The organism is Pelomonas caseinilytica, from assembly GCF_021353235.1.
In the GTDB taxonomy this organism is placed as follows: domain Bacteria; phylum Pseudomonadota; class Gammaproteobacteria; order Burkholderiales; family Burkholderiaceae_C; genus Pelomonas; species Pelomonas caseinilytica.
In genome coordinates, this window is record NZ_JAJTWT010000002.1 from 129,467 (window position 1) to 155,214 (window position 25,748).

Annotated in this window: 25 protein-coding genes; 10 read left to right on the forward strand and 15 right to left on the reverse strand. The window is 70.2% G+C overall.

Annotated elements, in window-relative coordinates:
* Nucleotides 1-15 precede the first annotated feature (15 nt).
* From rlmB to LXT12_RS04455, 4 genes are read right to left on the reverse strand one after another with little or no spacing between them, the layout of a single operon-like run.
* Nucleotides 16-750, reverse strand: a complete 735-nt coding sequence (rlmB, locus tag LXT12_RS04440; protein ID WP_233389879.1) for a 23S rRNA (guanosine(2251)-2'-O)-methyltransferase RlmB — start codon at nt 748-750, stop codon at nt 16-18.
* A gap of 16 nt (nt 751-766) precedes the next feature.
* Nucleotides 767-916 (reverse strand): hypothetical protein, encoded by a 150-nt coding sequence (locus LXT12_RS04445; RefSeq protein ID WP_233389880.1) that lies wholly within the window; start codon nt 914-916, stop codon nt 767-769.
* A gap of 4 nt (nt 917-920) precedes the next feature.
* Nucleotides 921-1,649, reverse strand: a complete 729-nt coding sequence (locus LXT12_RS04450; RefSeq protein WP_233389882.1) for an acetyltransferase domain-containing protein — start codon at nt 1,647-1,649, stop codon at nt 921-923.
* Nucleotides 1,650-1,653: 4 nt separating this feature from the next.
* Nucleotides 1,654-2,298 (reverse strand): DUF4124 domain-containing protein, encoded by a 645-nt coding sequence (locus LXT12_RS04455; RefSeq protein ID WP_233389884.1) that lies wholly within the window; start codon nt 2,296-2,298, stop codon nt 1,654-1,656.
* Nucleotides 2,299-2,322: 24 nt separating this feature from the next.
* Between LXT12_RS04455 and LXT12_RS04460 the strand changes: the two genes are divergently transcribed.
* A complete protein-coding gene (locus tag LXT12_RS04460) occupies nt 2,323-3,414 on the forward strand; it encodes a S1C family serine protease (RefSeq protein WP_233389886.1) in 1,092 nt (363 codons plus the stop codon).
* 65 nt (nt 3,415-3,479) lie between these two features.
* Entirely contained in the window at nt 3,480-4,793 is a 1,314-nt protein-coding gene (locus tag LXT12_RS04465; RefSeq protein WP_233389888.1) for an IS1182 family transposase, read from the forward strand.
* Between the two features lie 169 nt (nt 4,794-4,962).
* Here the strand turns inward: LXT12_RS04465 and LXT12_RS04470 are convergent, their stop codons facing one another.
* Nucleotides 4,963-5,874 carry a LysR substrate-binding domain-containing protein gene (locus LXT12_RS04470; protein ID WP_233389890.1) on the reverse strand — a complete coding sequence of 304 codons (912 nt, stop codon included), beginning with the start codon at nt 5,872-5,874 and terminating at the stop codon, nt 4,963-4,965.
* 131 nt (nt 5,875-6,005) lie between these two features.
* On the opposite strand from LXT12_RS04470, the gene LXT12_RS04475 reads away from it, so the two are divergent.
* From LXT12_RS04475 to LXT12_RS04495, 5 genes are all read left to right on the forward strand, one after another.
* A complete protein-coding gene (locus LXT12_RS04475; RefSeq protein ID WP_233389892.1) occupies nt 6,006-6,254 on the forward strand; it encodes a DUF2917 domain-containing protein in 249 nt (82 codons plus the stop codon).
* 46 nt (nt 6,255-6,300) lie between these two features.
* Nucleotides 6,301-6,846 (forward strand): GNAT family N-acetyltransferase, encoded by a 546-nt coding sequence (locus LXT12_RS04480; RefSeq protein ID WP_233389894.1) that lies wholly within the window; start codon nt 6,301-6,303, stop codon nt 6,844-6,846.
* Between the two features lie 108 nt (nt 6,847-6,954).
* On the forward strand, nt 6,955-8,313 hold the full coding sequence (gene yjjJ, locus LXT12_RS04485) for a type II toxin-antitoxin system HipA family toxin YjjJ (RefSeq protein WP_255763472.1): 1,359 nt from the start codon (nt 6,955-6,957) through the stop codon (nt 8,311-8,313).
* Between the two features lie 28 nt (nt 8,314-8,341).
* Nucleotides 8,342-8,803 (forward strand): GNAT family N-acetyltransferase, encoded by a 462-nt coding sequence (locus LXT12_RS04490; RefSeq protein WP_233389898.1) that lies wholly within the window; start codon nt 8,342-8,344, stop codon nt 8,801-8,803.
* Between the two features lie 41 nt (nt 8,804-8,844).
* The gene (locus tag LXT12_RS04495; RefSeq protein WP_233390794.1) at nt 8,845-9,825 is read left to right on the forward strand and encodes an LLM class flavin-dependent oxidoreductase; all 981 of its coding nucleotides are present in this window, start codon (nt 8,845-8,847) and stop codon (nt 9,823-9,825) included.
* Here LXT12_RS04495 and LXT12_RS04500 read toward each other — a convergent pair.
* Nucleotides 9,801-11,132: a chloride channel protein gene (locus tag LXT12_RS04500; protein ID WP_233389901.1), complete on the reverse strand. Its 1,332-nt coding sequence runs from the start codon at nt 11,130-11,132 to the stop codon at nt 9,801-9,803. The two genes, LXT12_RS04495 and LXT12_RS04500, sit on opposite strands and share 25 nt — an antisense overlap.
* A 23-nt stretch (nt 11,133-11,155) precedes the next feature.
* Here LXT12_RS04500 and LXT12_RS04505 point away from each other — a divergent pair, with 23 nt between their 5' ends.
* Entirely contained in the window at nt 11,156-11,650 is a 495-nt protein-coding gene (locus LXT12_RS04505) for a MarR family winged helix-turn-helix transcriptional regulator (protein WP_233389903.1), read from the forward strand.
* 24 nt (nt 11,651-11,674) lie between these two features.
* Here the strand turns inward: LXT12_RS04505 and pal are convergent, their stop codons facing one another.
* The 8 genes from pal to cyoA all read right to left on the reverse strand — a co-directional run bounded on the left by pal (nt 11,675) and on the right by cyoA (nt 19,278).
* Nucleotides 11,675-12,217, reverse strand: coding sequence for a peptidoglycan-associated lipoprotein Pal (gene pal / locus LXT12_RS04510; protein WP_233389905.1), 543 nt, complete (start codon nt 12,215-12,217; stop codon nt 11,675-11,677).
* Between the two features lie 115 nt (nt 12,218-12,332).
* Nucleotides 12,333-12,896, reverse strand: a complete 564-nt coding sequence (locus LXT12_RS04515) for a response regulator transcription factor (protein WP_233389907.1) — start codon at nt 12,894-12,896, stop codon at nt 12,333-12,335.
* Nucleotides 12,880-14,256: an ATP-binding protein gene (locus tag LXT12_RS04520; protein WP_233389908.1), complete on the reverse strand. Its 1,377-nt coding sequence runs from the start codon at nt 14,254-14,256 to the stop codon at nt 12,880-12,882. Before LXT12_RS04520 ends, LXT12_RS04515 begins: the two co-directional genes overlap by 17 nt.
* A complete protein-coding gene (locus LXT12_RS04525; RefSeq protein WP_233389910.1) occupies nt 14,253-14,960 on the reverse strand; it encodes an SURF1 family protein in 708 nt (235 codons plus the stop codon). The genes LXT12_RS04520 and LXT12_RS04525 overlap by 4 nt, the downstream gene beginning before the upstream one ends.
* A gap of 175 nt (nt 14,961-15,135) precedes the next feature.
* On the reverse strand, nt 15,136-15,531 hold the full coding sequence (gene cyoD / locus LXT12_RS04530) for a cytochrome o ubiquinol oxidase subunit IV (RefSeq protein ID WP_233389912.1): 396 nt from the start codon (nt 15,529-15,531) through the stop codon (nt 15,136-15,138).
* Entirely contained in the window at nt 15,531-16,154 is a 624-nt protein-coding gene (gene cyoC / locus LXT12_RS04535) for a cytochrome o ubiquinol oxidase subunit III (RefSeq protein ID WP_233389914.1), read from the reverse strand. Before cyoC ends, cyoD begins: the two co-directional genes overlap by 1 nt.
* A 13-nt stretch (nt 16,155-16,167) precedes the next feature.
* Entirely contained in the window at nt 16,168-18,192 is a 2,025-nt protein-coding gene (cyoB, locus tag LXT12_RS04540) for a cytochrome o ubiquinol oxidase subunit I (protein ID WP_233389917.1), read from the reverse strand.
* A gap of 9 nt (nt 18,193-18,201) precedes the next feature.
* On the reverse strand, nt 18,202-19,278 hold the full coding sequence (cyoA, locus tag LXT12_RS04545; protein WP_233389919.1) for a ubiquinol oxidase subunit II: 1,077 nt from the start codon (nt 19,276-19,278) through the stop codon (nt 18,202-18,204).
* A 113-nt stretch (nt 19,279-19,391) separates the two neighbouring features.
* Between cyoA and LXT12_RS04550 the strand changes: the two genes are divergently transcribed.
* Nucleotides 19,392-20,723: an MFS transporter gene (locus LXT12_RS04550; RefSeq protein WP_233389921.1), complete on the forward strand. Its 1,332-nt coding sequence runs from the start codon at nt 19,392-19,394 to the stop codon at nt 20,721-20,723.
* A gap of 8 nt (nt 20,724-20,731) precedes the next feature.
* Nucleotides 20,732-21,418 (forward strand): glutathione S-transferase family protein, encoded by a 687-nt coding sequence (locus LXT12_RS04555; RefSeq protein ID WP_233389923.1) that lies wholly within the window; start codon nt 20,732-20,734, stop codon nt 21,416-21,418.
* A 15-nt stretch (nt 21,419-21,433) separates the two neighbouring features.
* Here LXT12_RS04555 and purL read toward each other — a convergent pair whose 3' ends face one another.
* A complete protein-coding gene (purL, locus tag LXT12_RS04560; protein ID WP_233389925.1) occupies nt 21,434-25,390 on the reverse strand; it encodes a phosphoribosylformylglycinamidine synthase in 3,957 nt (1,318 codons plus the stop codon).
* Nucleotides 25,391-25,748 lie beyond the last annotated feature (358 nt).

Consider the following 25,748-nt stretch of genomic DNA (forward strand, 5'->3'; position numbering starts at 1 on the left):
TCTGGGTAGTCAGAATTATCGACGCTGGCGCAGCGCCTCGTAGAGGCAAACCCCCGAGGCGACCGAGACGTTCAGGCTTTCGACAGCACCGGCCATGGGGATGCGCACGAGTTCGTCGCAGGTCTTGGCCGTGAGCTGGCGCATGCCCTCGCCTTCAGCCCCCAGCACCAGGGCCACCGGGCGCTTGAGGTCGACGTCATAGATGGAGCGCTCGGCGCGGTCCGAGGTGCCGACCACCCAGATGTCGCGCTCCTTGAGCTCATTCAGCGTGCGGGCCAGGTTGGTGACCATCAGGTAGGGCACGGTCTCGGCCGCGCCGCTGGCCACCTTGGCCACGGTCGCGTTCAGGCCCACGGCACGGTCCTTGGGCGCGACGACGGCATGCGCCCCGGCCCCGTCGGCCACGCGCAGGCAGGCGCCGAGGTTGTGGGGGTCGGTCACGCCGTCGAGCACCAGCACGAGCGGCGGTCCCTCGACGGCATCCAGCACGTCGTCCAGCGAATGCGGCTGGGCCAGGGCCGTGACGCGGGCGACGACGCCCTGGTGGCGCGGGCTGCCGGCCAGTTGGGACAGGCGCTCGTCGCTGCTCTCCACCAGCTTGGCGCCGGCTTCCCGGGCCCGCTCGATGAAGGCGCGCATGCGCTGGTCGCGCCGGGCCGGGTCGAAATGGACCTCGGCGACGGAGTCGGGATGGGTCTTGAGGCGGACGGTGACGGCGTGGAAGCCGAAGAGGACGGACTTGGAGCTCATCGCCGGCATTGTCGACTCAGCGGCCGGCCTGCCTGTGGGCGTTGTCCATGATGTTGACGAAGCTGTCCGTCCAGAAGCGGTCCTTGTGCCGGGCCAGGCGGAAGCGCGCGGCGGGGGCCGCCAGGCTCATCAGCAGGCCGGCAGCCGCCAGCAGCGGGGTTCGCATCGCGTCATCCTTTCAGCAGTTGGACGGCCATCAGCGCGCCGATCAGCACCGGCTGATGGACCATGTAGAAACTCAGAGACCAGCGGCCCAGCACCGCCAACGGGCGCGGCGCGGCGCCCGCCCACAGCTGCGGCCGGGCCCGCGTCACGACGAAGCCCAGCAGCATGGGGCCCAGCCAGGGCAGCAGGGGCACGTAATCCTCGGTGATGGGCTTGTGGGTGACGAGGCCCGTCCAGTCCGTCCAGCGCGTATCGAAGACCGGGTGCTGCACCAGCCACGGGGCAGCCACGGCGGCCACGGCCAGCGCCAGCAGCACGGCGTCCGGCAGCCGCGCCAGGCCCAGGCGCAGCAGCACCAGCATGACGGCGATGCCGTGCAGCACGCCGAAGCTGATCCAGCTGCGCGGGAACATGAACCACGAGCCGGCCGACACCAGCAGAGCGCAACCGGCCACCTGGGCCCAGCGCCGCCAGAAGCGTGCAGCCCCCTGCCCCGCCCTCAGCGCCAGGGCCTGCCCGCCGCCGGCGCAGAAGAGGAAGAGGCTGACGATGCAGCTGCGCTGCCAGGTCCAGACCGGGTCGCGGTAGAAGTCCTGGTGGATCCAGCCGAAATGGTTGAGGTCGAAACTGAAGTGGTAGACGGCCATCCAGACGATGGCGGCGCCGCGCAGGGCGTCGAGGCGATCGTTGCGGGCGTGGCGGGCGGGCGTCGGGTCGGCGGGGGCCGCGGGCATTGCGTCAGTTCATCGGCTGGGACGCGGCATTCTGGGCCCTGCGCTGTTCGGCACGCCGCATTCGCTCCTCGGCAAGCTGGCGGCGCGCGATGCGATCACCCTCCAGCGGGTCGGCGGCGCTGTGCATGGCCTCGGCCCGCAGCCGGGCGTCGCGGCGTGCACGGTCGCTCAGCTGGGTCTGCGCGGCCTGGGCGTCGCGGCTGATGGCCCAGTCACCCTCGGTGTAGTGCCCCTCGCCGGCGCGGCACTGGCGCGCCCGCCTCACTTCGTCCTGCATGAACTGGCGCTCGGCGTCGCCCAGGGTGGTCGAGTTGGCGCGCGTCTCCATGCCGCGCAACTCGCCGTCGCCGGGGCAGGCGTTGCCGGCGTCCCCGGCCGCCGGCGGCGCGGCGGCGGACGCCGGCGCCGCGCCGAGCGCCGCCCGCACGACGTCGGGCTTGAGGCTGTCCGCCACGTTGGGCTGCAGCGTCGCCAGCGGCACAGGCCGGCCCGACTGCGGGCAGGGCTTGTCGCTGAAGACGACCTTGCCGGCCGCCTCGCACTTCCACACCGGCTGCGCCACCGCGCCGGCCACGGCCAGGCACAGCCCCAGTCCCACGGCCCGCCGCTTCATCGCCGAACTCGCGTCTTTGCCCAAAATGCGGTCCATCGCCATTGCCTCATCGCCCGAGCCATGCCCCAGCGCCTGCTAACCCTGACATTTGCCGCATTGTTATCCAGCGCCGCCCTTCTGCCACCGGCCCTGGCCCAGGGCAGGGCCGCCCAGCCCCGGTCAGTCAGCGCCCGCGGGTCGCTGGACGCCGAGGAGCAGAACAACATCGGCGTCTTCAAGCGCGTTTCGCCCTCGGTCGTGCACATCACGACGCTGGCGGTGCAGCGCGACTTCTTCTCGCTGCGTACCAGCGAGCAGCCCAGCGGCACCGGCACCGGCTTCGTCTGGGACGAGGCCGGCCACATCGTCACCAATTTCCACGTCATCCAGGGCGGCGACCGCGCCACGGTGACGCTCAACGACCAGAGCAGCTACCCGGCCAAGCTGGTGGGCGCCTACCCGGACCGCGACCTCGCCGTGCTGCGCATCGAGGCCCCGCGCGACAAGCTGCCCGCCATCGCCGTGGGCACCAGCCGCGAGCTGCAGGTGGGGCAGAAGGTCTACGCCATCGGCAACCCCTTCGGCCTGGACCAGACGCTCACCACCGGCATCGTCTCGGCCTTGAACCGCGAGATCGAGTCCGTCACGCGGCGCACCATCAAGGGCGCCATCCAGACCGACGCGGCCATCAACCCCGGCAACTCCGGCGGCCCGCTGCTGGACTCCGCGGGCCGGCTGATCGGCGTCAACACGGCCATCTACAGCCCGAGCGGCGCCAGCGCGGGCATCGGCTTCGCCATCCCGGTGGACGAGGTCAACCGCATCGTGCCGCGGCTGATCCGCGACGGCCGCTTCATCCGGCCGGCCCTGGGCGTCACCTCGGGCCCGGAGAACATCGCCAAGGCCCTGGGCGCGCCCAAGGGCGTGCTGCTGGTGAACGTGGCCGACGGCAGCCCCGCCGCCGCAGCGGGCCTCAAGCCCTACGGCCGTGACCGCAACGGCCGCATCGTGCAGGGCGACGTCATCACCGCCGTCGACGGCCAGGCCGTGGCCGACCTGGACGACATGCTGTCCATCCTGGAGCTGCGCCAGGTGGGTGAGAAGGTGACGCTGACGGTGTGGCGGGCCGGGCAGACACGCAAGGTGGTCGCGACCTTGGGCAGTTCGGACTAGGAGTCTGCGCGGCAGAACCGGGTAGTTCCTGATGTCGATGGCCTCGGCGCATGCGTTGATCTGGCATGGCTGGAAGCTACCGACCCTACGAACCCGACCAAGTGATGCTGCTGCCGGCGGCGCCGCAAGACTGGCTGCCGCCAGGCCACTTGGCCTACTTCATTCACGACACGGTTGACGCGCTGGACCTCAAGGCGTTCTACGCCAGGTACGAGGGCGGCGGCTCTCGCAACCAGCCCTTTCACCCGGCCATGATGGTCAAGGTGCTGGTCTACGCCTACGCCACGGGCGTGTTCAGCTCGCGCAAGATCGAGCGCCGGCTGCACGAAGACCTGGCGTTTCGGATGCTGGCGGCCGGCAACTTCCCGCGCCACCGCACGATCTGCGACTTCCGTGCCTTCCATCTGAAGGAGCTGTCGGAGCTGTTCGTGCAAGTGGTCAAGCTCGCCCGTGAGATGGGCCTGGTCAAGCTGGGCACGGTGGCCATCGACGGCACCAAGCTCAAGGCCAACGCCAGCCGCCACAAGGCCATGAGCTACGAGCGCATGAAGCAGGCCGAGGTCGAGCTCAAGGCGCAGATCGACGCGCTGCTGGCGCGCGCCAAGGCCACCGACGAAGCCGAGGCGGGCGAGCCGGAACTGGACCTGCCTGCCGAAATCGAGCGACGCGAGGCGCGGCTTGCGGCCATCCGCCAAGCCCGCGAGCGGCTGGAGCAGCGCCAGCGAGAGGCGGACCTGGAGCGTGGCCGCAGCGAAGACGACGACCGCCGCCCCCGAGGGCCCGATGGCAAACCCAAGGGCGGACGCTACAAGCGCGAGTTCGGCGTGCCCGAGGACAAGGCGCAGGAGAACTTCACCGATCCCGACAGCCGCATCATGAAGCGCGCCGGTGGCGGGTTCGACCCGGCCTACAACGCGCAGACTGCGGTGGACGAGGCCGCGCACATCATCGTGGCGGCGGAGTTGAACAACGTCGCGCCGGATGCAAACTGGCTGCTGCCGATGATCCAGGCCGTCAAGGACAACCTGAGCGAGTTGCCTGCATTGGGTCTGGCCGACGCGGGCTACCGCAGCGAAGACAACCTGAAGAACGCGCCGATCGAGTTGGTGGTGGCGCTGGGCCGCGAAGGCAAGGAGCACGCTGAGATTGACGCCGGGCAGTACCCGCACACTGCGGCGATGGCGGCCAAGCTGCAGACCGAGGGGGGCAAAGCGGCGTACCGCAAGCGCAAGTGGATCGCCGAGCCGCCCAATGGCTGGATCAAGAACGTGCTGAGCTTCCGACAGTTCAGCCTGCGGGGCCTGCACCGGGTTCAGGCTGAGTGGAAGCTCGTGTGCATGGCGCTGAACCTGCGGCGCATGGCATCGATGACTGGCTGAAGGGGCGGCCAAGTGCAAAGAACACGCTCGCAGTGTGCGCGCTGCAGCTCCACCAGGCCCACCAAAGGCTGCAGGCCATCGAGCCATTCGCTAAAAACCCATCGAAGCTTCAGCCGATGGGCTCGCAGAGCTACGCGGTGATGTGCGGCAAGTTCTGCCGCGCAGACTCCTAGCCGCACTCCGCCAGCAACCAGGCCTCGAAGGCCTTCACCGCCGGCCGTGAGCGGGCCGCCGGGTCGACGATGAGCCGGTAGGCCCGCGCCGATTCGATGCCGGCGTCGAAGGGCGTGACGAGTTGGCCGCTGGCCAGCAAGGCGTCCACCAGCGGCCGGCGCCCGAGGGCCACGCCCTGGCCGGCCACGGCAGCGGCGATGGCCTCGGCATAGCTCGAGAAGCTCAGCCGCGCGGCCGGCCGCAGATCGGTCAGGCCCCAGGCGTTGAGCCAGGGCTCCCACTCGGCCGGCATGCCGCTGCTGTCGCCGTCCATCGCCAGGTGCAGCAAGGTGTGGCGGGCGAGATCGGCGGGCTCGCGCAGCGGCAGGCCCAGCTCCTCCGCGAGGCGCGGGCTGCATACCGGCACCATGGTTTCGGCGAAGAGCTGACGCCCTTGCGCCCCGCCAAGGGGGCTGTAGCGGATGGCGAGGTCGAAGCCCTCGCTGGCGAGGTTGCGGTTGCCCAGGCCGGCATCCAGTCGCAGATCGATGCCGGGGTGAGCGCGCGTGAAGCCGGTGAGCCGGGGGATCAGCCACAGCGAGGCGAAGCCGGGCGTGGTGGTCAGCGCGAGCATCTGGCGCTCGTGGGGCTCGCGCACCGTGCGCACTGCCACGCGCAGCGTGTTCAGCGCAGCCGAGCAGGCGGCATGCAGCCGCAGGCCGTCCTCGGTGAGAGCCAGCGCCCGGTGGCGGCGCTCGAAGAGGGTCACGCCCAGTTCCTCCTCCAGCGCGCGGATCTGCCGGCTCATGGCCGACTGGGTGATGAAACGCTCCGCCGCCGCCTGCGTGAAGCTCAGGTGGCGGGCCGCCGTCTCAAAGGCGGCCAGCAACTGCAGCGGCGGGAGTCGGTCGAGGGGCTTGTCTGGCATGAGCTGGCGGAATGCGAAGCCTTCCGAATCATCGTTTGTCGGCCAAGTGGACGGGCGCCACTATCCAAGCCAGACGGGATAGACGCAAGCATGCCCATCCCGCATGCAACGCCCGCCACGAGGAGCACACGATGCTGATCGACACCGCCCAGACCCGCCTGCTGCTGCAGCGCGGCCAGACCTGCAGCCTGAACCGTGCCGCCGCCGCCCGCCTGTGCAGCGCCAGCGGCACCTTGTGGATCACCATGGACCACGACGTGCGTGACATCGTCCTGGAGCCCGGCCAGTGCTTCACGGTCGACCGCGACGAGCAGCTCACCATCAGCGCACTCAGCGGCCCGGCCGTGCTCCACCTGCATCGCGGCGAGGGCCGTGCATGAGTTCGCTCCTGCCGGCGGGACGGGCCGCAGGCCGAAGGGGGGGGCCGTGAGTGCGGCCGCGCTCGCGCTGCGGGGTGCCGCGACCGGCGAACGCTGGACGCTCGCGGGCGGCCATGTCCTGCACCTGCGCCCGCTGGCGCCCGGAGACGCAGCGGCAGAGCAGGTCTTCTTCAACGGCCTGTCGCTGGACTCGCGCGTGCTGCGCTTTCATTTCGGCCTGCGCGAGCTGAGCCCGAGCCTGCTGAAGTTGCTGACCGAGGTGGACCAGCGCCTGCACCGCGCCTGGGTGCTGGTGTTGCCCGGGCCGGAGGGCGCCATCGTCGCCGACGCACGCTTCGTCGCCGACCCCGCGAGAACCGGCGCCGCCGAGTTCGCACTGGCCGTGGCGGATGCCTGGCAAGGCCGGGGCCTGGGCCGGCGCCTCATGGCCCATCTCATCACCGAGGCGCGCCGCCAGGGTTTGCGCGAACTGTCCGGCGACGTGCTGGCCGACAACCGGCGGATGCTGGCGCTGCTGCGCGACCTGGGCGTCCGGCTGCTCGGGCATCCCGACGGCCCTCAGCTCATCCGGGCCGAGATGACACTGAATTGACCACTGAATTCAGGACAAAGGATGTGGAGAAGCATTCGCAAGTTCTTGTTCTTCAATTGATTTTTAAAATAAATTCAGGACATAATTCAGGACACGACTCCTGAATCCATGCCTGCCGACCCGCCGAGCCTCGAACGATTCCTGCGTCTGCATGGTCCTGCCGGCATGGCAGCCATTGCCGCCGGCCTGGGCTGCTCGACCAAGACGGCCCAGCGCCTCGTGGCCACCGCCGCGGACGCCGTGGTGGGTGCCGGACAGACACGCCGCCGGCGCGTCGCCTGGCGGCGCGAATTGCGCGGCCAGCGCCTCGAAGCGGCCGTCTACCTCATCGATTCCGAAGGCCGCCCTCAGAGCGTCGGGCGGCTGCGCCCCGTCTGGCCGAATGGCTGCCACTTCGAGGCGGCCATGGCCGTCTGGCCCGTGCCCGAAGAGGCCCGCGACGGCTGGTATCCAGGCCTGCCCTATCCGCTGTACGACCTCCGCCCGCAGGGCTTCCTGGGCCGCGCCTTCGCGCGCCGGCATGCGGCGGCGCTGAACCTCCCCGCCGACCCCAGGCTCTGGGACGACGACGCCCTGCTGCTCGCGCTGGGCGCCTTCGGGGACGATCTTCCCGGTGAGCTGCTCGTCGGTGACGCGGCGCTGCAGCGCTTCCTCGACCGGCGCGTGGCCGGCTCCCCGCGGCTGCAAGACGCCGAGCTGCCAGCCGCCTATGTGCGCCTGGCCGAACAGGTGCTGGAAGGCGCTCTGCCCGGCTCTTCGGCGGGCGGCGAGTTCCCGAAGTTCACGGCCGCGCGCGAACTGCCCGGCATGGCCACGCCGCACTGCGTCGTCAAATTCTCCGGCGCTGACGAGTCGGCCACCGTGCAGCGATGGCGCGACCTGCTCGTATGCGAGCACCTGGCGGCCAAGTGCCTGGGGCCGGAGTCCGCTCGCACCCGGCTGCTGGCGCATGGCGGGCGCCACTTCCTCGAGAGCGAACGCTTCGACCGCCTGGGCGAGCACGGCCGGCGTGGCGTCATCAGCCTGGAGACCGTCAACGCCGGCCTGGTGGGTGCCAGAGGCGATGACTGGACCGAAGTCGCCCGCGCCCTGCTGGCCCTGGAGCTGCTGAGCGCGGACGACGCCGAGCGCGTGGCCGAGCGCCAGCTGTTCGGTCGCCTCATCGGCAACAGCGACATGCACGGCGGGAATCTGGGCTTCTTCCACGACGCCGACGGACTGCGCCTGGCGCCCAGCTACGACCAGTTGCCCATGCGCTATGCACCGCTGGCCGGTGGCGAAGCGACGTCGGCACCGCTGACGCCGGCATTGCCCGTCCCTGCGGAGCGCCAGCGCTGGCAACGCGTGGCGCCGCGCGCCCTGGCCTTCTGGCAGGCAGCCGCTGAGGACGACCGCATCAGCCTGCCCTTCCGGGGACTGTGCGGCAGCAATGCCAAGGCGCTGCAGCAGGCGATGGCATTGGCATGAATCCAGATCGGCACGCGCCCCCATCCGAATGAAGATCACCGTCGAATCCCCAGACCAACCCGAGGTCATCGCCCTCATCGAGGAACTCGATGCCTACCAGGACAGCCTGTACCCGCCGGAGGCCCGCTATGCGCTGGACCTGGCCTCACTTTGCCAGCCCGACGTCGTCTTCGTCGCGGCCCGCGACGCCCTGGGCCATGCGCCGGGATGCGGCGCCGTGGTGCTCAGGCCCCAGCACGGCGAGATCAAGCGCATGTATGTGCGGCCGGCGGCGCGCGGCCAGGGCGTGGCGCGGCGCCTCATGCAGGCGCTGGAACATGCGGCACGGGCCCGGGGCTGCCGGCAGCTGCTGCTGGAGACCGGGCCTCGTCAGCCCGAGGCGCTGGCCTTCTATACCCGCGAGGGGTTCGAGCGCCGGGGCCCCTTCGGCAGCTATCCGGACCACCCCTTGAGCGTCTTCATGGGCAAGGACCTCATCCCCTCGCCCTGACAGGGCCAAGCGACCGGCGGCAACATGGCGCCATGACCGCCCTGCCCCCGCTTTCCATCCTCGACCTGGCTCCCGTCGTCGAGGGCGCCACCACCCGCGAAGCCCTGCTCAACAGCCTGGACCTCGTCCAACTCGCCGACCGCCTGGGCTACCAGCGCTACTGGGTGGCCGAGCACCACAACATGGAGGGCGTGGCCAGCTCGGCCACGGCCGTGCTGATCGGGCAACTCGCAGCCGTGAGCCGGCGCATCCGCGTCGGCGCGGGCGGCATCATGCTGCCCAACCACGCGCCGCTGACCATCGCGGAGCAGTTCGGCACGCTGGCCGAACTCTTCCCCGGCCGCATCGACCTAGGGCTGGGCCGCGCGCCCGGCACCGACCGGCCGACCATGCGCGCCCTGCGCCGCAGCCTGGACAGCGGCGGCGAGGACAGCTTTCCCAACGACGTGCTCGAGCTGCAGTCCTACCTGGGGCCGGCGGCGGACAACGCCGTCGTGCGCGCCGTGCCGGGCCAGGGCACCGAGGTGCCCATCTGGCTGCTGGGCTCCAGCCTCTACGGTGCCCAGCTCGCCGCCTATCTCGGCCTGCCCTACGCCTTCGCCTCGCACTTCGCGCCGGAGATGCTGATGCAGGCCTTGCAGGTCTACCGCTCCACCTACAGGCCCGGCACGCGCCACCCGAAGCCACACGCGATGGTGGGGCTCAACGTCGTCGTGGCACCGACGGACGAGGAGGCGCGATGGCTCTTCACCTCGGCGCAGCAGCGCTTCCTCGGCATGGTGCGCGGGCGGCGCGGCAAGCTGCCGCCGCCGGTGCCGAGCATGGACACCCTCTGGACGCCGGACGAAGCCGCACAGGTCGAGCGCATGCTGAGCGAATCCATCGTCGGCTCGCCCGAGACGGTGCGCGCCGGGCTGGCGGCCACGCGGGAACGCACCCAGGCCGACGAGTTCATCGTCGCCTGCGCCGTGCACGACCACGCGCTCAGGCGGCGCAGCTACGAGTTGCTGGCCTCGCTCTGAACCGGCAGCCGGGCCAGCTGGCCACGCGCCAGCGTGGCGTACAGCGGCGGTGACAGCAGCCGCGCCACGCCGCTGGCGATGAGGGCGCAGGCCATCAGGCTCAGCACCATGGCGTGGCCGTCCACCATCTCCATGACGATGATGAAGGCCGTCAGCGGCGCCTGCGTGGCCGCCGCCAGGAAGCCGGCCATGCCCAGGGCGATGAGCGCCGGCGCCTGGGCGTAGCCCGTCCAGGCCGCCACGTCGGCACCCCAGGCCGCGCCGATGGCCAGCGAGGGGGCGAAGATGCCCGCGGGTACGCCCGACCAGGCCGTCAGCCAGGTGGCCAGCAGCTTCAGCGGCGCGTACAGCCATGAGCCCAGGTGCTCGCCCTGCAGCAGGGCGCGCGTGTGGCTGTAGCCGCTGCCGAAAGTGGCGCCGTCCGTCACCACGCCGAGCACGGCCACCGCCAGGCCGCAGGCCAGGGCGAAGCTCAAGGGCCGAAGCCGCCGCCAGCGGCTGAAGGCGTCCTGGCCCTGGCCCGCGAGGCTGGCGATGAGCAGGCGCGAGAACAGCCCCCCCAGCACGCCGCTGCCCAGGGCCAGCAGCAGGCCCGGCCCCAGCAGCGACAGGTCCAGCTCGCCGACGTGGATGACGCCGAAGTAGGCCTCGTCACCCTTGAGCGAGGCGGCCACCAGGCCGGCCAGCACGATGGCGGCGATGAGCAGGCCGCTGTTGCGCTGTTCGGGCCGGCGGCTCAGCTCCTCGATGGCGAACATGACGCCGCCCAGCGGCGTGTTGAAGGCCGCGGCGATGCCCGCGGCGCCGCCCACGACGAGCAGGCCCTGGGCGCTGACGCCGCTGCGCTCGGGCAGCCAGCGCCGCACGGCATGCATGATGCCCGCGGCCACTTGCACGGAGGGACCTTCGCGGCCGATGCTCAGCCCCGCCAGCAGGCCCCAGGACGTGAGCACGACCTTGGCGCAGGACAGCCGCAACGACACGAACAGCGAACGCTGCTCCGGCGGCACGGCGGTGTCCAGCGACGCCATGACCTGCGGGATGCCGGAGCCCGCGGCGCCGGGCCAGAAACGCCGCGTGAGCGCGACGATGGCCAGGGTGCACAGCGGCGTCCAGACCAGCGGCAGCCACCACCAGGCGTGGCGGGCGCGCGCGAACTGCGCGAGCGTCCAGTCGCCCAGCCACGAGAAGACGACGATGCTCAGCCCGGCCAGGGCGGCGAAGGCGATGACGAGGGCGCGGGTCAGCCACAGCCGCCAGTCCGACAGCTCGCGCTGCAGGTGGGGGAGCCAGGGCCGCGGCGTCACGGCGCGGCCCCTATCATGGCCGCATGGCCACGCGCAAACCGGCTCCGCCTCCCGAACTCAGCGAACCCGCGACGCGGGTGTTGCGCCGCTTCCGGCTGGTGTTCAACACCGTCAAGACGCATTTCCAGCAGGTCGAGAAGCAGGCCGGCATCGGCGGCGCCCAGCTGTGGGCGCTCAGCCTCATCGATGCCAAGCCCCGCATCGGCACCACCGAACTGGCCCGGTCCATGGACGTGCACCAGTCCACCGCCAGCAATCTGGTGCGGGCACTGGCAGCGCGCGGCCTCGTGCAGGCGAGCAAGGACGGCGCCGACCGGCGTGCCGTGCAGTTGACGCTCCTGCCCGCCGGCCGGGCCGTGCTGCGCAAGGCGCCCGGCCCGTTGAGTGGCGTGCTGCCGCAGGCGCTGGCGTCGCTCGACGCCGACACCCTGGCGCGGCTGGATACCGACCTCGCCCGCCTGATCAGCGTGCTGGACGAGGGCGACGCCCGCGCGGCCAAGGTGCCGCTGGGTCAATAGGCCGGGCGGCACGCGAGGCAGTGGTCAGCGCTGCGGGTAGGCGATGTCGGCCCGGCGGTTCTGCGCCCAGGCGGCTTCGTCGTGGCCCGTGGCCTTGGGATGCTCCTTGCCCCAGCTGATCGCTTCCATCTGCGCATCGCGCACGCCGTAGGCCTTGAGCGCCTTGACGACGGCTTCGGCACGCTTCTGGCCCAGGGCCAGGTTGTATTCGGCGCTGCCCCGCTCGTCGGCGCTGCCTTCGACCTTGACGGCCAGCTGCGCGTTCTTGGCCAGGTACTGACCATGGCGCTGAAGCATGGCGTCGTACTGCGGCTTGACGGCAAAGTTGTCGAAGTCGAAATAGACGCTGCGATCGGTGGAGATCAGGCTCTTGGGGTCGAGATGGGCGGGCACTTCGACCTTGGCGACCTGGGTCTGAGGTGCGGGGGCCGGCGCGGCAGGCGCGGGGGCCTGGGCCACGGGGGCGGGAGCCGGTGCGGGCGGCGGCGTGACGGGGGTGCTGCTGCAGCCGGCGAGCACCAGGCCCAGGGCCAGGACGGCGCCTGGGGTCGAATTCTTCAGCTTCATGGTGGGAGTCCTCGGATCCTCGAATGCGCGACGTCGCGCAGCCGCCATGATAGTCATTACCTTTGCACAAACACATTTCACTTGGCCTACAACCGCCGAGCCAGCGCAACGCATTTCACTTGATGCGTTGCTTCTCGAGCTTGCGTGCCAAGGTGCGCCGGTGCATGCCCAGGCGCCGGGCCGTCTCGCTGATGTTGAAGCCGGTTTCGGCCAGCACCTCGTGGATGCGCTCCCACTCCAGGGTCTTGATCGAGGCCGTCTGGCGCTCGGTGACCTCGACCTCCGCGTCGCCCTGCCGACGCGCGAACGCCGCCTCGATGTCATCGGTGTTGGCCGGTTTGGCCAGGTAGTGGCAGGCGCCGAGCTTGATCGCCTCGACGGCCGTGGCGATGCTGGCGTAGCCGGTGAGCACGACGATGAGCACCTCCGGGTCCCAGCCGTGCAGGGCCTGCACGCAGGCCAGGCCCGAGGCGCCGCCGGCGAGCTTGAGGTCGACGACGGCATGGCCGAGCTCTTCGTCCTCGGGCAGCTCGTCGAGCAGGTTCTTCATGTCGTCCAGGCCCGTGGCGCGCACGACGCGCCAGCCACGGCGCTCGAAGGAGCGGGTCAGGGTGCGGGCGAAGCTGTCGTCGTCCTCGACGATGAGCAGCAGACGGTCTTGTTCAACGGAGGCTGGCATGCGGAGGGGATTGTGGCGGCAGCAGCGAAGCCAGCGGCAGCGTGAGGGTGACGGCGGCGCCGCCCTCCTCCCCGCCATGGCCCTCGCCGTCGCGGTTGCGCGCCTCCAGCCGCCCGCCCAGCGTGCGTGCGACGTTGACGGACAGGAAGAGGCCCATGCCGCGGCCGGGCTGGCCCTTGCTGCTCTGGTAGGGCTCGCCGAAGTGCCTGAGCTGCTCGGGCTCGAACCCCGGGCCTTCGTCGAGCACGCTCAGCGAGAGCGTGTATTCGTCGGGACAGGAGGCGACCAGGGTGGGCTGCGACCCAGGCGCCGCCTCGGCGGCGTTGTCGAGCAGGTTGGCCACCACCTGCTGCAGCGCGCTGTCGGAAATGATCTCCACCTCCGGCAGGCCTTCGCTGCGCAGCGCCAGGCCGGCACTCGGGTGGGCGGCCCGCCAGTCGCGGGCCAGGCCCTCGATGAAGGCATGCAGCGTCGTCAACCGCGGCGCCTCGCCCCGCATCTCGCCGGCCGACATCAGGATGCCCGTGACGATGGCCTTGCAGCGCAGGATCTGGCGCTGCATCTCCTCGATCTCCTCGCGCAGCTCGGGCTCGGCGGCGAAGGGCGCCATGTGCGCCCAGTCGCCGAGGATGACGCTGAGCGTGGCCAGCGGCGTGCCCAGCTCGTGGGCCGCGCCGCTGGCCAGCAGGCCCATGCGCACGATGTGCGTCTCCTCGGCCGCGCGCTGGCGGAGTTCGGCCAGTTCGGCATCGCGCTGACGCAGGTTGCGGTTGATGCGCACGATGAAGATGCTCAGCAGCCCGGCGTTGAGCAGGAAGCACAACAGCAGGCCGCCGAGGTAGTTGGGCGACAGGGTCGTGGGCGACGAGGGGTCGAGCAGCAGCGGGCGGTGCCACTGCGTGAGCGCGACGAAGCCGGTCACCGTGCTCAGCACCACGGCCCAGAGATACGTCGGCCGCAGCAGCACCGAGGCCACAGCCACCTGCAACAGGTAGAGGTAGATGAAAGGGTTGTCGCTGCCGCCCGCCAGGTAGAGCTGGCCCGTGAGCACGCCCACGTCGACCAGCAGGGCGATGCAAAGCTCGAGCTGCGACACCGGCTGGGCGAGCCGGTTGCGCCACAGGCTGAAGAGGTTGAAGGCGACCAGGATGCCGAGCAGGCTGAGCATCTCGGCCCAGGGCAGGACGAGGCCGAGGCCGGCGTGCACCACCAGCACCGTGGCCAGTTGCCCGCCCACGGCCAGCCAGCGCAGCTCGATGAGCTGGCTCAGGTTGGCGCGGCCGGCCCGGCGCTCGGGGGCGGCGGCGACGGGCTCGGCGGCCGGCTTGGCGGCGGGTGGGTTGGACTGGTCGGTGTTCAAGGCGTGGCGCGCCGGCGCTCTTCGCGGAGCAGGTAGCCGGCCGCGGCGGCGGCCATGGCCGCGAGCGCCAGCCAGGTGGCGGCGTAGACGGCGTGATTGTTGTTGAAACGCACGACGGTCAGCCCGGGGCGTGGCCAGCGCTGCGGCTGGGCGGGGTCGGCGGCCTCGTCCACGAAGAAGGGAGCGACGGGCCCGGCCAGGCCCAGGCGCGCAGTGATGGCGGCCACGTCGCGCGAGTACCAGCGGTCCGCGGCCGGCTCGTTGCGGCGCAGCGGCCCGCCGCCCGGCTCGGTCAGCCGCAACAAACCGGTCAGCTCGACGGGGCCGGCAGGCGCCGCATGCTGGTCGGCCGCGCGACGCTCGGGCGGCACGAAGCCGCGGTTGACGAGGACCATGCGGCCGTCGTCCAGCCGCAGCGGCACGAGCACCCAATGGCCGCCACCCAGCTCGGTCGTGGCCTGCACCAGGGCTTCGCGAGGCTCGAAACGGCCGCGCAGGCGCAGGCGCCGGTACTCGTCGTCCTTGCCCACGGCGGCCGAGGCCGGCGGAGGCGGCACGGGCTCGGCCTTCAGGCGCTGCTCGACGCGGGCGATCAGGTCCTCTTTCCAGCCCAGGCGCTGGACCTGCCAGGCGGCCAGCGCCAGGAAGCCCAGGCTGGCCAGAGCCGCGGCGACGATGAGCAGAACCCGCGCCGCGCGATTCATTCCGCGCGCACCTGCCGCGTGGTGACTTTCGCGGGCCGAGCGCCGGGCCGCTCCCAAGCCGGCCCGCACTGGCGATGTGCTTCCGGCTCGACGCCGCAAGCATTGCCGTCCCCTCGGGGGACCGGCTGGACACGCCTGCGTTCAGCAGGGCGAGGCCAGACGAGAGGCTCCACATTCACGGCATGTTGCGCATCGCCGCCGGATCGGGGGTCGGCATCATGTTGGCGTTCATGTGGTACATGACCCAGATGGAGCCGGCCAGCATGATGACGACCAGGGCGATGGTGAACAGCAAGGCCAGCAGCGACCAACCGCCCTCGATCTTGGCGTTCATGTGCAGGAAATAGATCATGTGCACCACCATCTGCACGGCCGCGAAGCCGAGGATGACGAAGCCCGTGACCTTGGGGCTGGGCAGCACCTTGCCCATGACGAGCCAGAAGGGGATGGCCGTCAGGATGACCGACAGGATGAAGCCGGTGGCGTAGCCCTTGAAGCTCACGTGGAAGCCGTCGTCCCCATGCGAGTCATGGGAGCCGTGGCCGTGGGAGTCGTGGTTGTGCTCAGCCATCACATCGAGCCCATCAGGTAGACGAAGGTGAAGACGCCGATCCAGACGACGTCCAGGAAGTGCCAGAACATCGACAGGCACATCAGGCGGCGGCGGTTGGCGGCCGTGAGGCCGAGCCTGCCGACCTGGAACATCAGCGTCACCAGCCAGATGCAGCCGAAGGTGACGTGCAGGCCGTGCGTGCCGACGAGGGTGAAGAAGCTCGACAGGAAGGCGCTGCGCTGCGGCCCCGCGCCCTCGTGGATGAGGTGGGAGAACTCGAACAGCTCGATGCCGAGGAAGCCCAGGCCGAACAGCCCCGTGACGGCCAGCCAGGCCAGCACCTGGCCCTTGCGGCCCTGCTGCATGGCGATCATCGAGAAGCCGTAGGTGATGGACGAGAACAGCAGCAGCGCGGTATTGACGGCCACGAGCGGCAGGTCGAAGAGGTCGGCCCCCGACGGGCCGGCCGCGTAGCTGCGGCCGAGCACGGCGTAGACGGCGAAGAGCACCGCGAAGATGAGGCAGTCGCTCATCAGGTAGAGCCAGAAGCCCAGCATGGTGCTGCTGGGCGGGTGGTGCTCGCCGCCGTGGTCGTAGTAGACCGGCGCGCCGTTCACGTGGGTGGCGATCGTTGCAGTCATGTCGGTCTCCCGGTCAGGCCGCCGCGGCGAGGGCACGGGTGCGCTCGTCCTCGGTGCGGGTCACCGCATCGGCCGGGATGTGGTAGTCGCGGTCGTAGTTGAAGGTGTGGACGATGGACGCGATGACCGTCGCCGCGAAGCTCAGCCCCGCGATCAGCCACATGTGCCAGATCAGCGCGAAGCCCATGGCCGTGGCCAGCATGGCGATCACGAAGCCGGAGCCGGTGTTGCGGGGCATGTGGATGGACACGAAGCCCTTGAGCGGACGCTCGGCGCCGCGCTGCTTCATGTCGTACCAGGCGTCCATCTCGTGGGCGATGGGCGTGAAGGCGAAGTTGTAGTCCGGCGGCGGCGAGGCGGTGGACCACTCCAGCGTGCGGCCACCCCAGATGTCGCCGGTGGTGTCGGCCAGCTGCTTGCGGCGCAGGACGCTGACGCCGATCTGCACCAGGAAGGCCGCGATGCCGCAGGCGATGATGGCGCCGCCGATGGCCGCGACGACGAAATAGGGCTGCAGCGAAAGGTCGTCGAAATGGCTGACGCGGCGCGTGATGCCCATCAGGCCGAGGATGTACAGCGGCGTGAAGGCGACCCAGAAGCCGATGAACCAGCACCAGAACGAGACCTTGCCCCAGAAGGCATCCAGGCGGAAGCCGAAGGCCTTGGGGAACCAGTAGTTGATGCCGGCGAACACGCCGAACACCACGCCGCCGATGATGACGTTATGGAAGTGGGCGATGAGGAAGAGGCTGTTGTGCAGCACGAAGTCCGCCGCCGGCACGGCCAGCAGCACGCCGGTCATGCCGCCGATGACGAAGGTGACCATGAAGCCCACGGTCCACAGCATCGGCACCTCGAACTTGATGCGGCCACGGTACATCGTGAACAGCCAGTTGAAGATCTTGGCGCCCGTCGGGATCGAGATGATCATCGTCGTGATGCCGAAGAAGCTGTTCACGCTGGCGCCCGAGCCCATCGTGAAGAAGTGGTGCAGCCACACGAGGTAGCTCAGGATGGTGATCACGACCGTGGCGTAGACCATGGACGCGTAGCCGAAGAGCTTCTTGCGGCTGAAGGTGGACACCACCTCCGAGAAGATGCCGAAGACCGGCAGCACCAGGATGTAGACCTCGGGATGGCCCCAGATCCAGATCAGGTTCACGTAGAGCATGGCGTTGCCGCCGAGGTCGTTCGTGAAGAAGTTGGTGCCGAGGTAGCGGTCTGCCGTCAGCAGCGCCAGCGTGGCGGCCAGCACCGGGAAGGTCGCGACGATGAGCACGTTGGTGCACAGCGACGTCCAGGTGAAGACGGGCATCTTCATCATGGTCATGCCGGGCGCGCGCATCTTGATGATGGTGGCGATGAGGTTGATGCCCGACAGCGTGGTGCCGACGCCGGCGATCTGCAGGGCCCAGAGGTAGTAGTCCACCCCCACGTCGGGGCTGGCCAGCAGGCCCGACAGCGGCGGATAGGCCAGCCAGCCGGTCTTGGCGAACTCGCCGATGAAGAGGGACAGCATCACCAGGATGGCGCCGCCGGCCGTCATCCAGAAGCTGAAGTTGTTCAGGAAGGGGAAGGCCACATCGCGCGCGCCGATCTGCAGCGGCACGACGTAGTTCATGAAACCCGTCACCAGCGGCATGGCGACGAAGAAGATCATGATGACGCCGTGGGCCGTGAAGACCTGGTCGTAGTGGTGCGGCGGCAGGAAGCCGGCGTTGTCCCCGAACGCCATGGCCTGGTGGGCCCGCATCATGATGGCGTCAGCGAAGCCGCGCAGCAGCATCACGACACCGAGGACGATGTACATGATGCCGATCTTTTTGTGGTCGATGCTGGTGATCCAGTCGCGCCAGAGGTGGCCCCAGAGGCGGTACTTGGTGATCAGGGCCAGCACCAGCAGGCCGCCCAGGGCGACCGCCACGAAGGTGGCCACGAGGATGGGCTCGTGGTAGGGGATGGCATCCCAGCCGAGGCGGCCGAGGATGGGGTGCAGCTGATCGGCAGCGTGCTGCTGCGCAACGGTGGCGTTGGACATCGGTCGGACTCAGTTCTTGGGCTGGGGGGCCGCGGCGTCGGCCGCTTCCAGGGGCAGGCCCAGGGGATTGGTCGGCGTGCACAGGGCGGCGACCACGGTGCGCTCGCGGCGCCTGCCGTCGAGGTCGCCCCAGGCGCTGCGCAGGGTGCCGGCCACGCCACCCTTGCCGGCACCGCCGGCGGCGTCGATGGCCATCATCTGGCTGGCGCACATCTTGCGGCCGTCGACGCAGCGGTCGACGATGGCGCTCCACAGGCCGGGCTCGACGCTGGCGAAGCGGCGAACGGGCTCCTTGGTGCTGGGCTGCTCGAGCTTGAGGTAGTCGGCGCGCGTCAACGCGTTGCCGGCCGCCTTGTTGCTCTCGACCCAGCGGGCGAAGTCCTCCTCGGACAGGCCGTGGAACTTGAAGCGCATGTCCGAAAAGCCCGCGCCGCTGTAGTTGGCCGACATCCCGTCATAGACGCCGGCCTTGTTGATGACGGCGTGCAGCTGCGTCTCCATGCCGGGCATGGAATAGATCATCCCGGCCAGGGCCGGCACGTAGAAGGTGTTCATCACCGAGGTGGAGGTGATGCGGAAGTGCAGCGGGCGGTCCACCGGCGCCGCCACTTCGTTGACCGTCGCGATGCCAAGCTCGGGGTAGATGAAGAGCCACTTCCAGTCCATCGACACGGCCTGGACCTCCAGCGGCTTCACGTCCGCCGGGAGGGGCCGGCCTTCGGCGATGCGCTCCAGCGGGCGGAAGGGATCGAGCTTGTGGGTGCTGATCCAGGTGATGGCGCCCAGGGCGATGATGATCATCAGCGGGGCACCCCAGATCACCAGTTCCAGGCGCGTGGAGTGGTCCCACTCGGGCGCGTAGGTCGCCTCGGTGTTCGACTGACGGTAGCGGTAGGCGAAGTACAGCGTCAGCGCGATCACCGGGACGATGATCAGCAGCATCAGCAGCGTGGACGTGACGATGAGGTTGGCCTGCTGCCGGGCAATGTCGCCATGGGGCTTCATGACGATGCCGTTGCAGCCACTCAATGCGATGCCGGCCGACAAGACCAGGACGCGAGTAAGGAGAGACTTGTAGGGGTACATCCTGAGGGGCGCGCGAGGGTTAACGATCTTGCGTGCAGCGTCGGAATGTAAGTTGATTGAGCCAGATCAACACTTGGACATTTTGTCCTAGGCATAGACGGAGACAGGCCCACATGGCAAGCGCGAGCAGTACCTTCCATACGCCCCAATCGGGACCGCTGACCACCCGCACCGACGAAGACCTGGCCCCCGGCGACATCGCCGTCGGCGTCATCATCGGCCGCGCCTCGGAGTATTTCGACTTCTTCGTTTTTGGCATCGCGTCCGTCCTGGTCTTTCCGCAGGTGTTCTTCCCCTTCGAGGACCGCCTGACGGGCACGCTGTATGCCTTCCTGGTCTTTGCGCTCGCTTTCGTCGTCAGGCCCATCGGCACGCTGGCCGGCATGGCCATCCAGCGCCGCTTCGGCCGCTCGACCAAACTGACCGCCGCCCTCTTCCTGCTCGGTTCGTCCACCGTCGGCATGGGCCTGTTGCCCGGCTACGCCGACGCCGGCAGCGCCGCCATCGCCATGCTGGCGCTGTGCCGGGTCGGCCAGGGCCTGGCCCTGGGGGGCTCCTGGGACGGCCTGCCCTCCCTGCTCGCGCTGAACGCCCCCGAACACCGCCGTGGGTGGTACGCCATGCTGGGGCAGCTGGGGGCACCGCTGGGCTTCATCGTCGCCTCCAGCGTCTTCCTCTACGTCTTTGGCAGCCTGGACGCCAAGGACTTCCTCTCCTGGGGCTGGCGCTTCCCCTTCTTCACGGCCTTCGCCATCAACGTGGTGGCGCTGTTCGCCCGGCTGCGCCTGGTCGTCACGCACGAGTACGAGAAGCGCATGGAGGAGCATGAGCTCGACCCCGCCGACCTGCGCGAGCTGCTGCCCGAACAGGGCCACCACATCGTCGTCGGCGCCTTCGCGGCGCTGGCCAGTTATGCCCTCTTCCACCTCGTGACGGTCTTCCCGCTGTCCTGGGTGGCGCTCTATTCCGAGCAGGGCATCGAGGATTTCATGAAGATGGAGTTGCTGGGCGCCATGTTCGGCGCGGCGGCCATGCCGCTGTCCGGCATGGTGGCCGACAGCATCGGCCGGCGCAGCATGCTCGGCGCCCTGGCCGTGGCCATCGGTTTTTTCAGCCTCTTCGCCCCCTTCATGCTCGACGGCGGCAAGCCGGGCCAGGCGGCCTTCATCCTGATCGGCTTCGTGCTGCTGGGCTTGTCCTACGGCCAGGCCGCCGGTTCGGTGACGTCCAACTTCAAGTCCCACTTCCGCTACACCGGCGCGGCCCTGACCGCCGACCTCGCCTGGCTGCTGGGCGCTGCCTTCGCGCCGGTCATCGTGCTCTTCCTGTCGTCGCGCTTCGGCCTCGTGTCGGTCAGCGTCTACCTGCTGTCCGGCGCCGTCTGCACCCTGCTGGCCCTGCGGGTGAACAAGAAGCTCCGCGCCGCGGCCGTGGTGCAGGACTGAGCCGGGCCATGAGCCTGGTGCTGCACTACCACCCGCTGTCCTCCTGCTGCTGGAAGGTCCTCATCGCCCTGTACGAGCAGGGCACGGCCTTCGAGGCGCGCATGGTCAACCTCGGCGACCCGGCGGCTCGCGAGGCCTACGCCCGGCTGTGGCCGACGGCCAAGATCCCGCTGCTCGTCGACGGTGACCGGGTCGTGCCCGAGACCTCCATCCAGATCGAATACCTCGACCGCCGCCACCCCGGCCGCCAGCGCCTGCTGCCCGAAGGCTTCGAAGCCCAACTGGAGGTGCGGCTTTGGGACCGCATCTTCGACCTCTACGTGATGACGCCGATGCAGCGCTTCGTCGCCCAGCAGTTGCGGCCCGAGGCCGAGCGCGATGCCGCGACGCTGGCGGCCACCGTCGCCGAACTCGGCATGGCCTACGACCTCGTCGAGAGCCGCCTGGGGAACCGGGCGTGGGCCGCGGGCGACAGCTTCTCCATGGCGGATTGCGCCGCCGCGCCCGCCCTCTTCTACGCCGCCGTCGTTCGCCCCTTCGCGCCGGGCCACGTGCGGCTTGCCGCCTACTTCGAGCGCCTGCTCGCGCGCCCGTCGATCTGGCGCGTGATCGTCGAGGCCCGGCCCTTCTTCCAGTACTACCCGCTGCGCCACGCCCTGCCTGCGCGCCTCCTCGGCGACGACCCGGCCGCCTGAAGCGCGGCTCGCGGCTTAGCCCAGCGCCTTGCGGGCGTTCTGGAACATGCGCAGCCAGGGGCTGTGCGCGGCCCGGTCGCCGCTCGTCCAGCTCATCTGCACGTTACGGAAGACACGCTCCGGGTGGGGCATCAGGGCTGTGAAGCGGCCGTCGGGCGTGGTCACGGCCGTCAGGCCGCCGGGGCTGCCGTTGGGATTGAACGGATAGGCCTCGGTCGGCCGGCCGTGGTGGTCGACGAAGCGCATGGCCGGGATGACCTTGGCCGCCTGGCCCTGCCGCGCGAAGTTGGCATAGCCCTCGCCGTGGGCCACGGCGATGGGCAGGCGGCTGCCGGCCATGCCCTGGAAGAAGACGCTGGGGGAGTCCAGCACCTCGACGAGGGACAGCCGCGCCTCGAACTGCTCGCTCTGGTTGCGCGTGAAGCGCGGCCAGGCGTCGGCGCCCGGGATGATGGGCGCCAGCGCCGCCATCATCTGGCAACCGTTGCACACGCCCAGGGCCAGGGTGTCGGGCCGGGCGAAGAAGGCGCGGAACTGCTCGGCCAGCACCGGGTTGAACATGATGGAGCGCGCCCAGCCTTCGCCGGCCCCCAGGGTGTCGCCGTAGCTGAAGCCGCCACAGGCCACGAAGGCCGAGAAGCCGTCGAGCTTGACCGCGCCGGACTGCAGGTCGCTCATGTGCACGTCGAAGCTCTCGAAGCCGCCCAGGGCCATCGCATAGGCCATCTCGACGTGAGAGTTGACGCCCTGCTCGCGCAGGATGGCGACCTTGGGGCGGGCGCCCGTGGCCACGAAGGGCGCTTCGGGCGTGAAGCTCAGCTGCACCTGCAACCCGGGGTCGCCGGCCTGGCCGGCCGCGGCGTGCTCGGCATCGGCGCAGGCCGGGTTGTCGCGCAGGCGGGCGATGCGCCAGCTGACCTCGTCCCAGGCCTGCTGCAGGGCCGTGAGGTCGGCGCCGAAGACCTTCTTCGCATCCCGCCAGACTTCCATCTGCCGCGTCCCGTTCGGCTTGGCGACGACGTGGGCATGCCGTGACAGGCCATGGGCGCGCAGCACCTGCATGACGGCGTCGCGGTCGGCCGCGCGCACCTGGATCAGCGCCCCCAGCTCTTCGGCGAACAGCGCGCGCAGCGTCAGCTCCTCGCGGCGGGCGCCGACCTGGGTGGCCCAGTTCTTGGAGTCGCCCGTGTCGGCCCGGCTGTCGCCGATGCCGTCGCCTTCGGTGACCAGCAGGTCGACGTTGAGGCTGAGGCCCGTCTGGCCGGCGAAGGCCATTTCGCAGGCCGCCGCCCACAGGCCGCCGTCGGAGCGGTCGTGGTAGGCCAGCAGGCGGCCCGCCGAGCGCAGCTCGTTGATGGCGTGCACCAGCGACACCAGCAGCTGCGGGTCGTCGAGGTCGGGCACCTCGGCGCCGAACTGGTTGAGCGTCTGCGCGAGGATGGAGCCGCCCATGCGATGCCGGCCCTGGCCGAGGTCGATGAGGATGAGCGCGGAGTCCTCGCGCTGCCACTCGGGCGTGAGCGTGCCGCGCACGTCGGCGATGCTGGCGAAGGCGCTGACGATGAGGGACACCGGGGCCGTGACCTGCCGGTCGTCCCACTTGGTGCGCATGGACAGCGAATCCTTGCCGACCGGGATGGAGACGCCCAGCGCCGGGCACAGCTCCATGCCGACGGCCTTGACCGTGTCGAAGAGGGCCGCGTCCTCGCCCGCCTCGCCGCAGGCGGCCATCCAGTTGGCGCTGAGCTTGACGCGGGAGAGCTCGATGGGGGCGGCCAGCAGGTTGGTGATGGCCTCGGCCACGGCCATGCGGCCGGAGGCGGGGGCGTTGACGGCCGCCAGCGGCGTGCGCTCGCCCATGCTCATGGCCTCGCCCGCGAAGCCCTTGAAGTCGGCCAGCGTGACCGCGCAGTCGGCCACCGGCAGCTGCCAGGGCCCGACCATCTGGTCGCGGTGGTTGAGGCCGCCGACGGTGCGGTCGCCGATGGTGACGAGGAAGCGCTTGTTGGCCACGGTGGGGTGGCGCAGCACATCGAAAGCCGCCTGCTCCAGCTGCACACCGGTCAGGTCCAACGTGCCGCCGCTGCGGGCCACGCGCTTCACGTCGCGGACCATCTTGGGCGGCTTGCCGAGCAGCACGTCCATGGGCATGTCGATGGGCCGCTCGCCGCCTTCGCCGTCCTCCAGCACCAGCTCGCGCTCGGCCGTCGTCACGCCGACGACGGCGAAGGGGCAGCGCTCACGCTCGCACAGGGCCGTGAAGGCGGCGAGGCTGTCGGGCGCGATGGCCAGGACGTAGCGCTCCTGGCTCTCGTTGCACCAGATTTCCTTGGGCGCCAGGCCCGTCTCCTCGAGCGGCACCTTGCGCAGGTCGAAGCGCGCGCCGCGGCCCGCGTCGTTGACCAGCTCGGGGAAGGCGTTGGAGATGCCGCCGGCCCCCACGTCGTGGATGGCCAGCACGGGGTTCTCGGCGCCCAGGCCCCAGCAGTGGTTGATGACCTCCTGGGCCCGGCGCTCGATCTCGGGGTTGCCGCGCTGCACGGAGTCGAAGTCCAGGTCGGCCGTGTTCGTGCCCGCCGCCATGGAGCTGGCGGCGCCGCCGCCCATGCCGATGCGCATGCCGGGGCCGCCCAGCTGGATGAGCAGGGTGCCGGCCGGGAACTCGATCTTCTTCGTCAGGTCGCTGCGGATGGCGCCCAGCCCGCCGGCGATCATGATGGGCTTGTGGTAGCCGCGGCGGATGCCGTCCACCGTCTGCTCGTAGACGCGGAAATAGCCGCCCAGGTTGGGCCGGCCGAACTCGTTGTTGAAGGCCGCGCCCCCCAGCGGGCCGTCGATCATGATCTGCAGCGCGCTGGCGATGTGGGCGGGCTTGCCGACCGGGTCGCGCTCCCAGGGCTCGTCCAGGCCGGGCAGGTGCAGGTTGGAGACCGAGAAGCCGGTCAGGCCCGCCTTGGGCTTGGCGCCGCGGCCGGTGGCGCCCTCGTCGCGGATCTCGCCACCGGCACCGGTGGAAGCGCCGGGGAAGGGCGAGATGGCCGTCGGGTGGTTGTGGGTCTCCACCTTCATCAGCACATGGGCGGTTTCCTCGCGCGCCTGGTAGGCGGCGCCCGGCTGCGGCGCCGGCATCCAGCGCTCGATGACATGGCCGTCCATCACGGCGGCGTTGTCGGAGTAGGCGATGACGGTGTGCTGGGGGCTGGCCTTCTCGGTGTTGCGGATCATGCCGAAGAGGCTCAGCGGCTGGGCTTCGCCGTCGACCGTGAAGCTCGCGTTGAAGATCTTGTGCCGACAGTGCTCGCTGTTGGCCTGGGCGAACATCATCAGCTCGACGTCGCTGGGGTTGCGGCCGAGCTTCCTGAAGTTGGTCTCCAGGTAGTCGATCTCGTCGGCCGACAGGGCCAGGCCGAAGGCCACGTTGGCCCGCTCCAGCGCCGCCCTGCCCTGCCCCAGCACGTCGACGTGGGCCAGGGGTTCGGCGGCGCGCTCGTCGAAGAGGTGGGCGGTGTCTTCGCGCCGGAAGCAGACCGACTCCGTCATGCGGTCGTGCAGCAGCGCCGCGCAGGCCCGCAGCTCCTCGGCCATCAGGGGCTTGGCGCTGCCCAGCAGGCTGGTCTTGGTGGCCACGCGGTACTCCACGACGCGCTCCACGCGCCGAAGCGCCAGGCCGCAGTTGCGGGCAATGTCCGTGGCCTTGGAGGCCCAGGGGCTGACGGTGCCGAAACGCGGCGTCACCACGATGAGTTCGCCGTCGGCGCCGGTCGCCGGCTCGCCGTAGGTCAGCAGGGCGGCGAAGCGGTCGCGGGCCTCGCCATCCAGCGGACGGTCCGTCCAGACCCAGTGCACCGCCCGGGCGCTGACGCCGACGATGCGGGCATTGACCGTCTGCAGCCTGGCCAGCAGGGCCTGGGCGCGGAAGTCGGACAGGGCGTTGCCGCCCTCGAAAGCGGTCAGATGCGGGGTCAGGGCCATGGAATCCGAAGGAGGCTGGGCGCGTGCGGGGCGCGCGGATCTCGGTGGGCACCGCCCCCAGGGGACAAGGGCGGCGTGCGGGCGCCCGGGATTCTACTTAGGGCCTCCGGTGTGGCGCCGAAAGACGAGCGGCAGTCCCGCTCGGATGAGCGGAAAAAGGGTCAGGAGCCGCTCAGTCGCCCATGCCTGCCGCCAGTCGGCCGTGGCCCGGGGTTCGTGACTTAGCGCACGACCTGCAAGGCCACTCCGCAACAACTCGTCACAGGTCGACAGCCAGCGCACAGCCGCGCTCGGCAGACTGGTTTTCGCGGGCTCACGAGGGGCCCTGCGCCATCGACAACAAGGGTCCTCGCGGGGG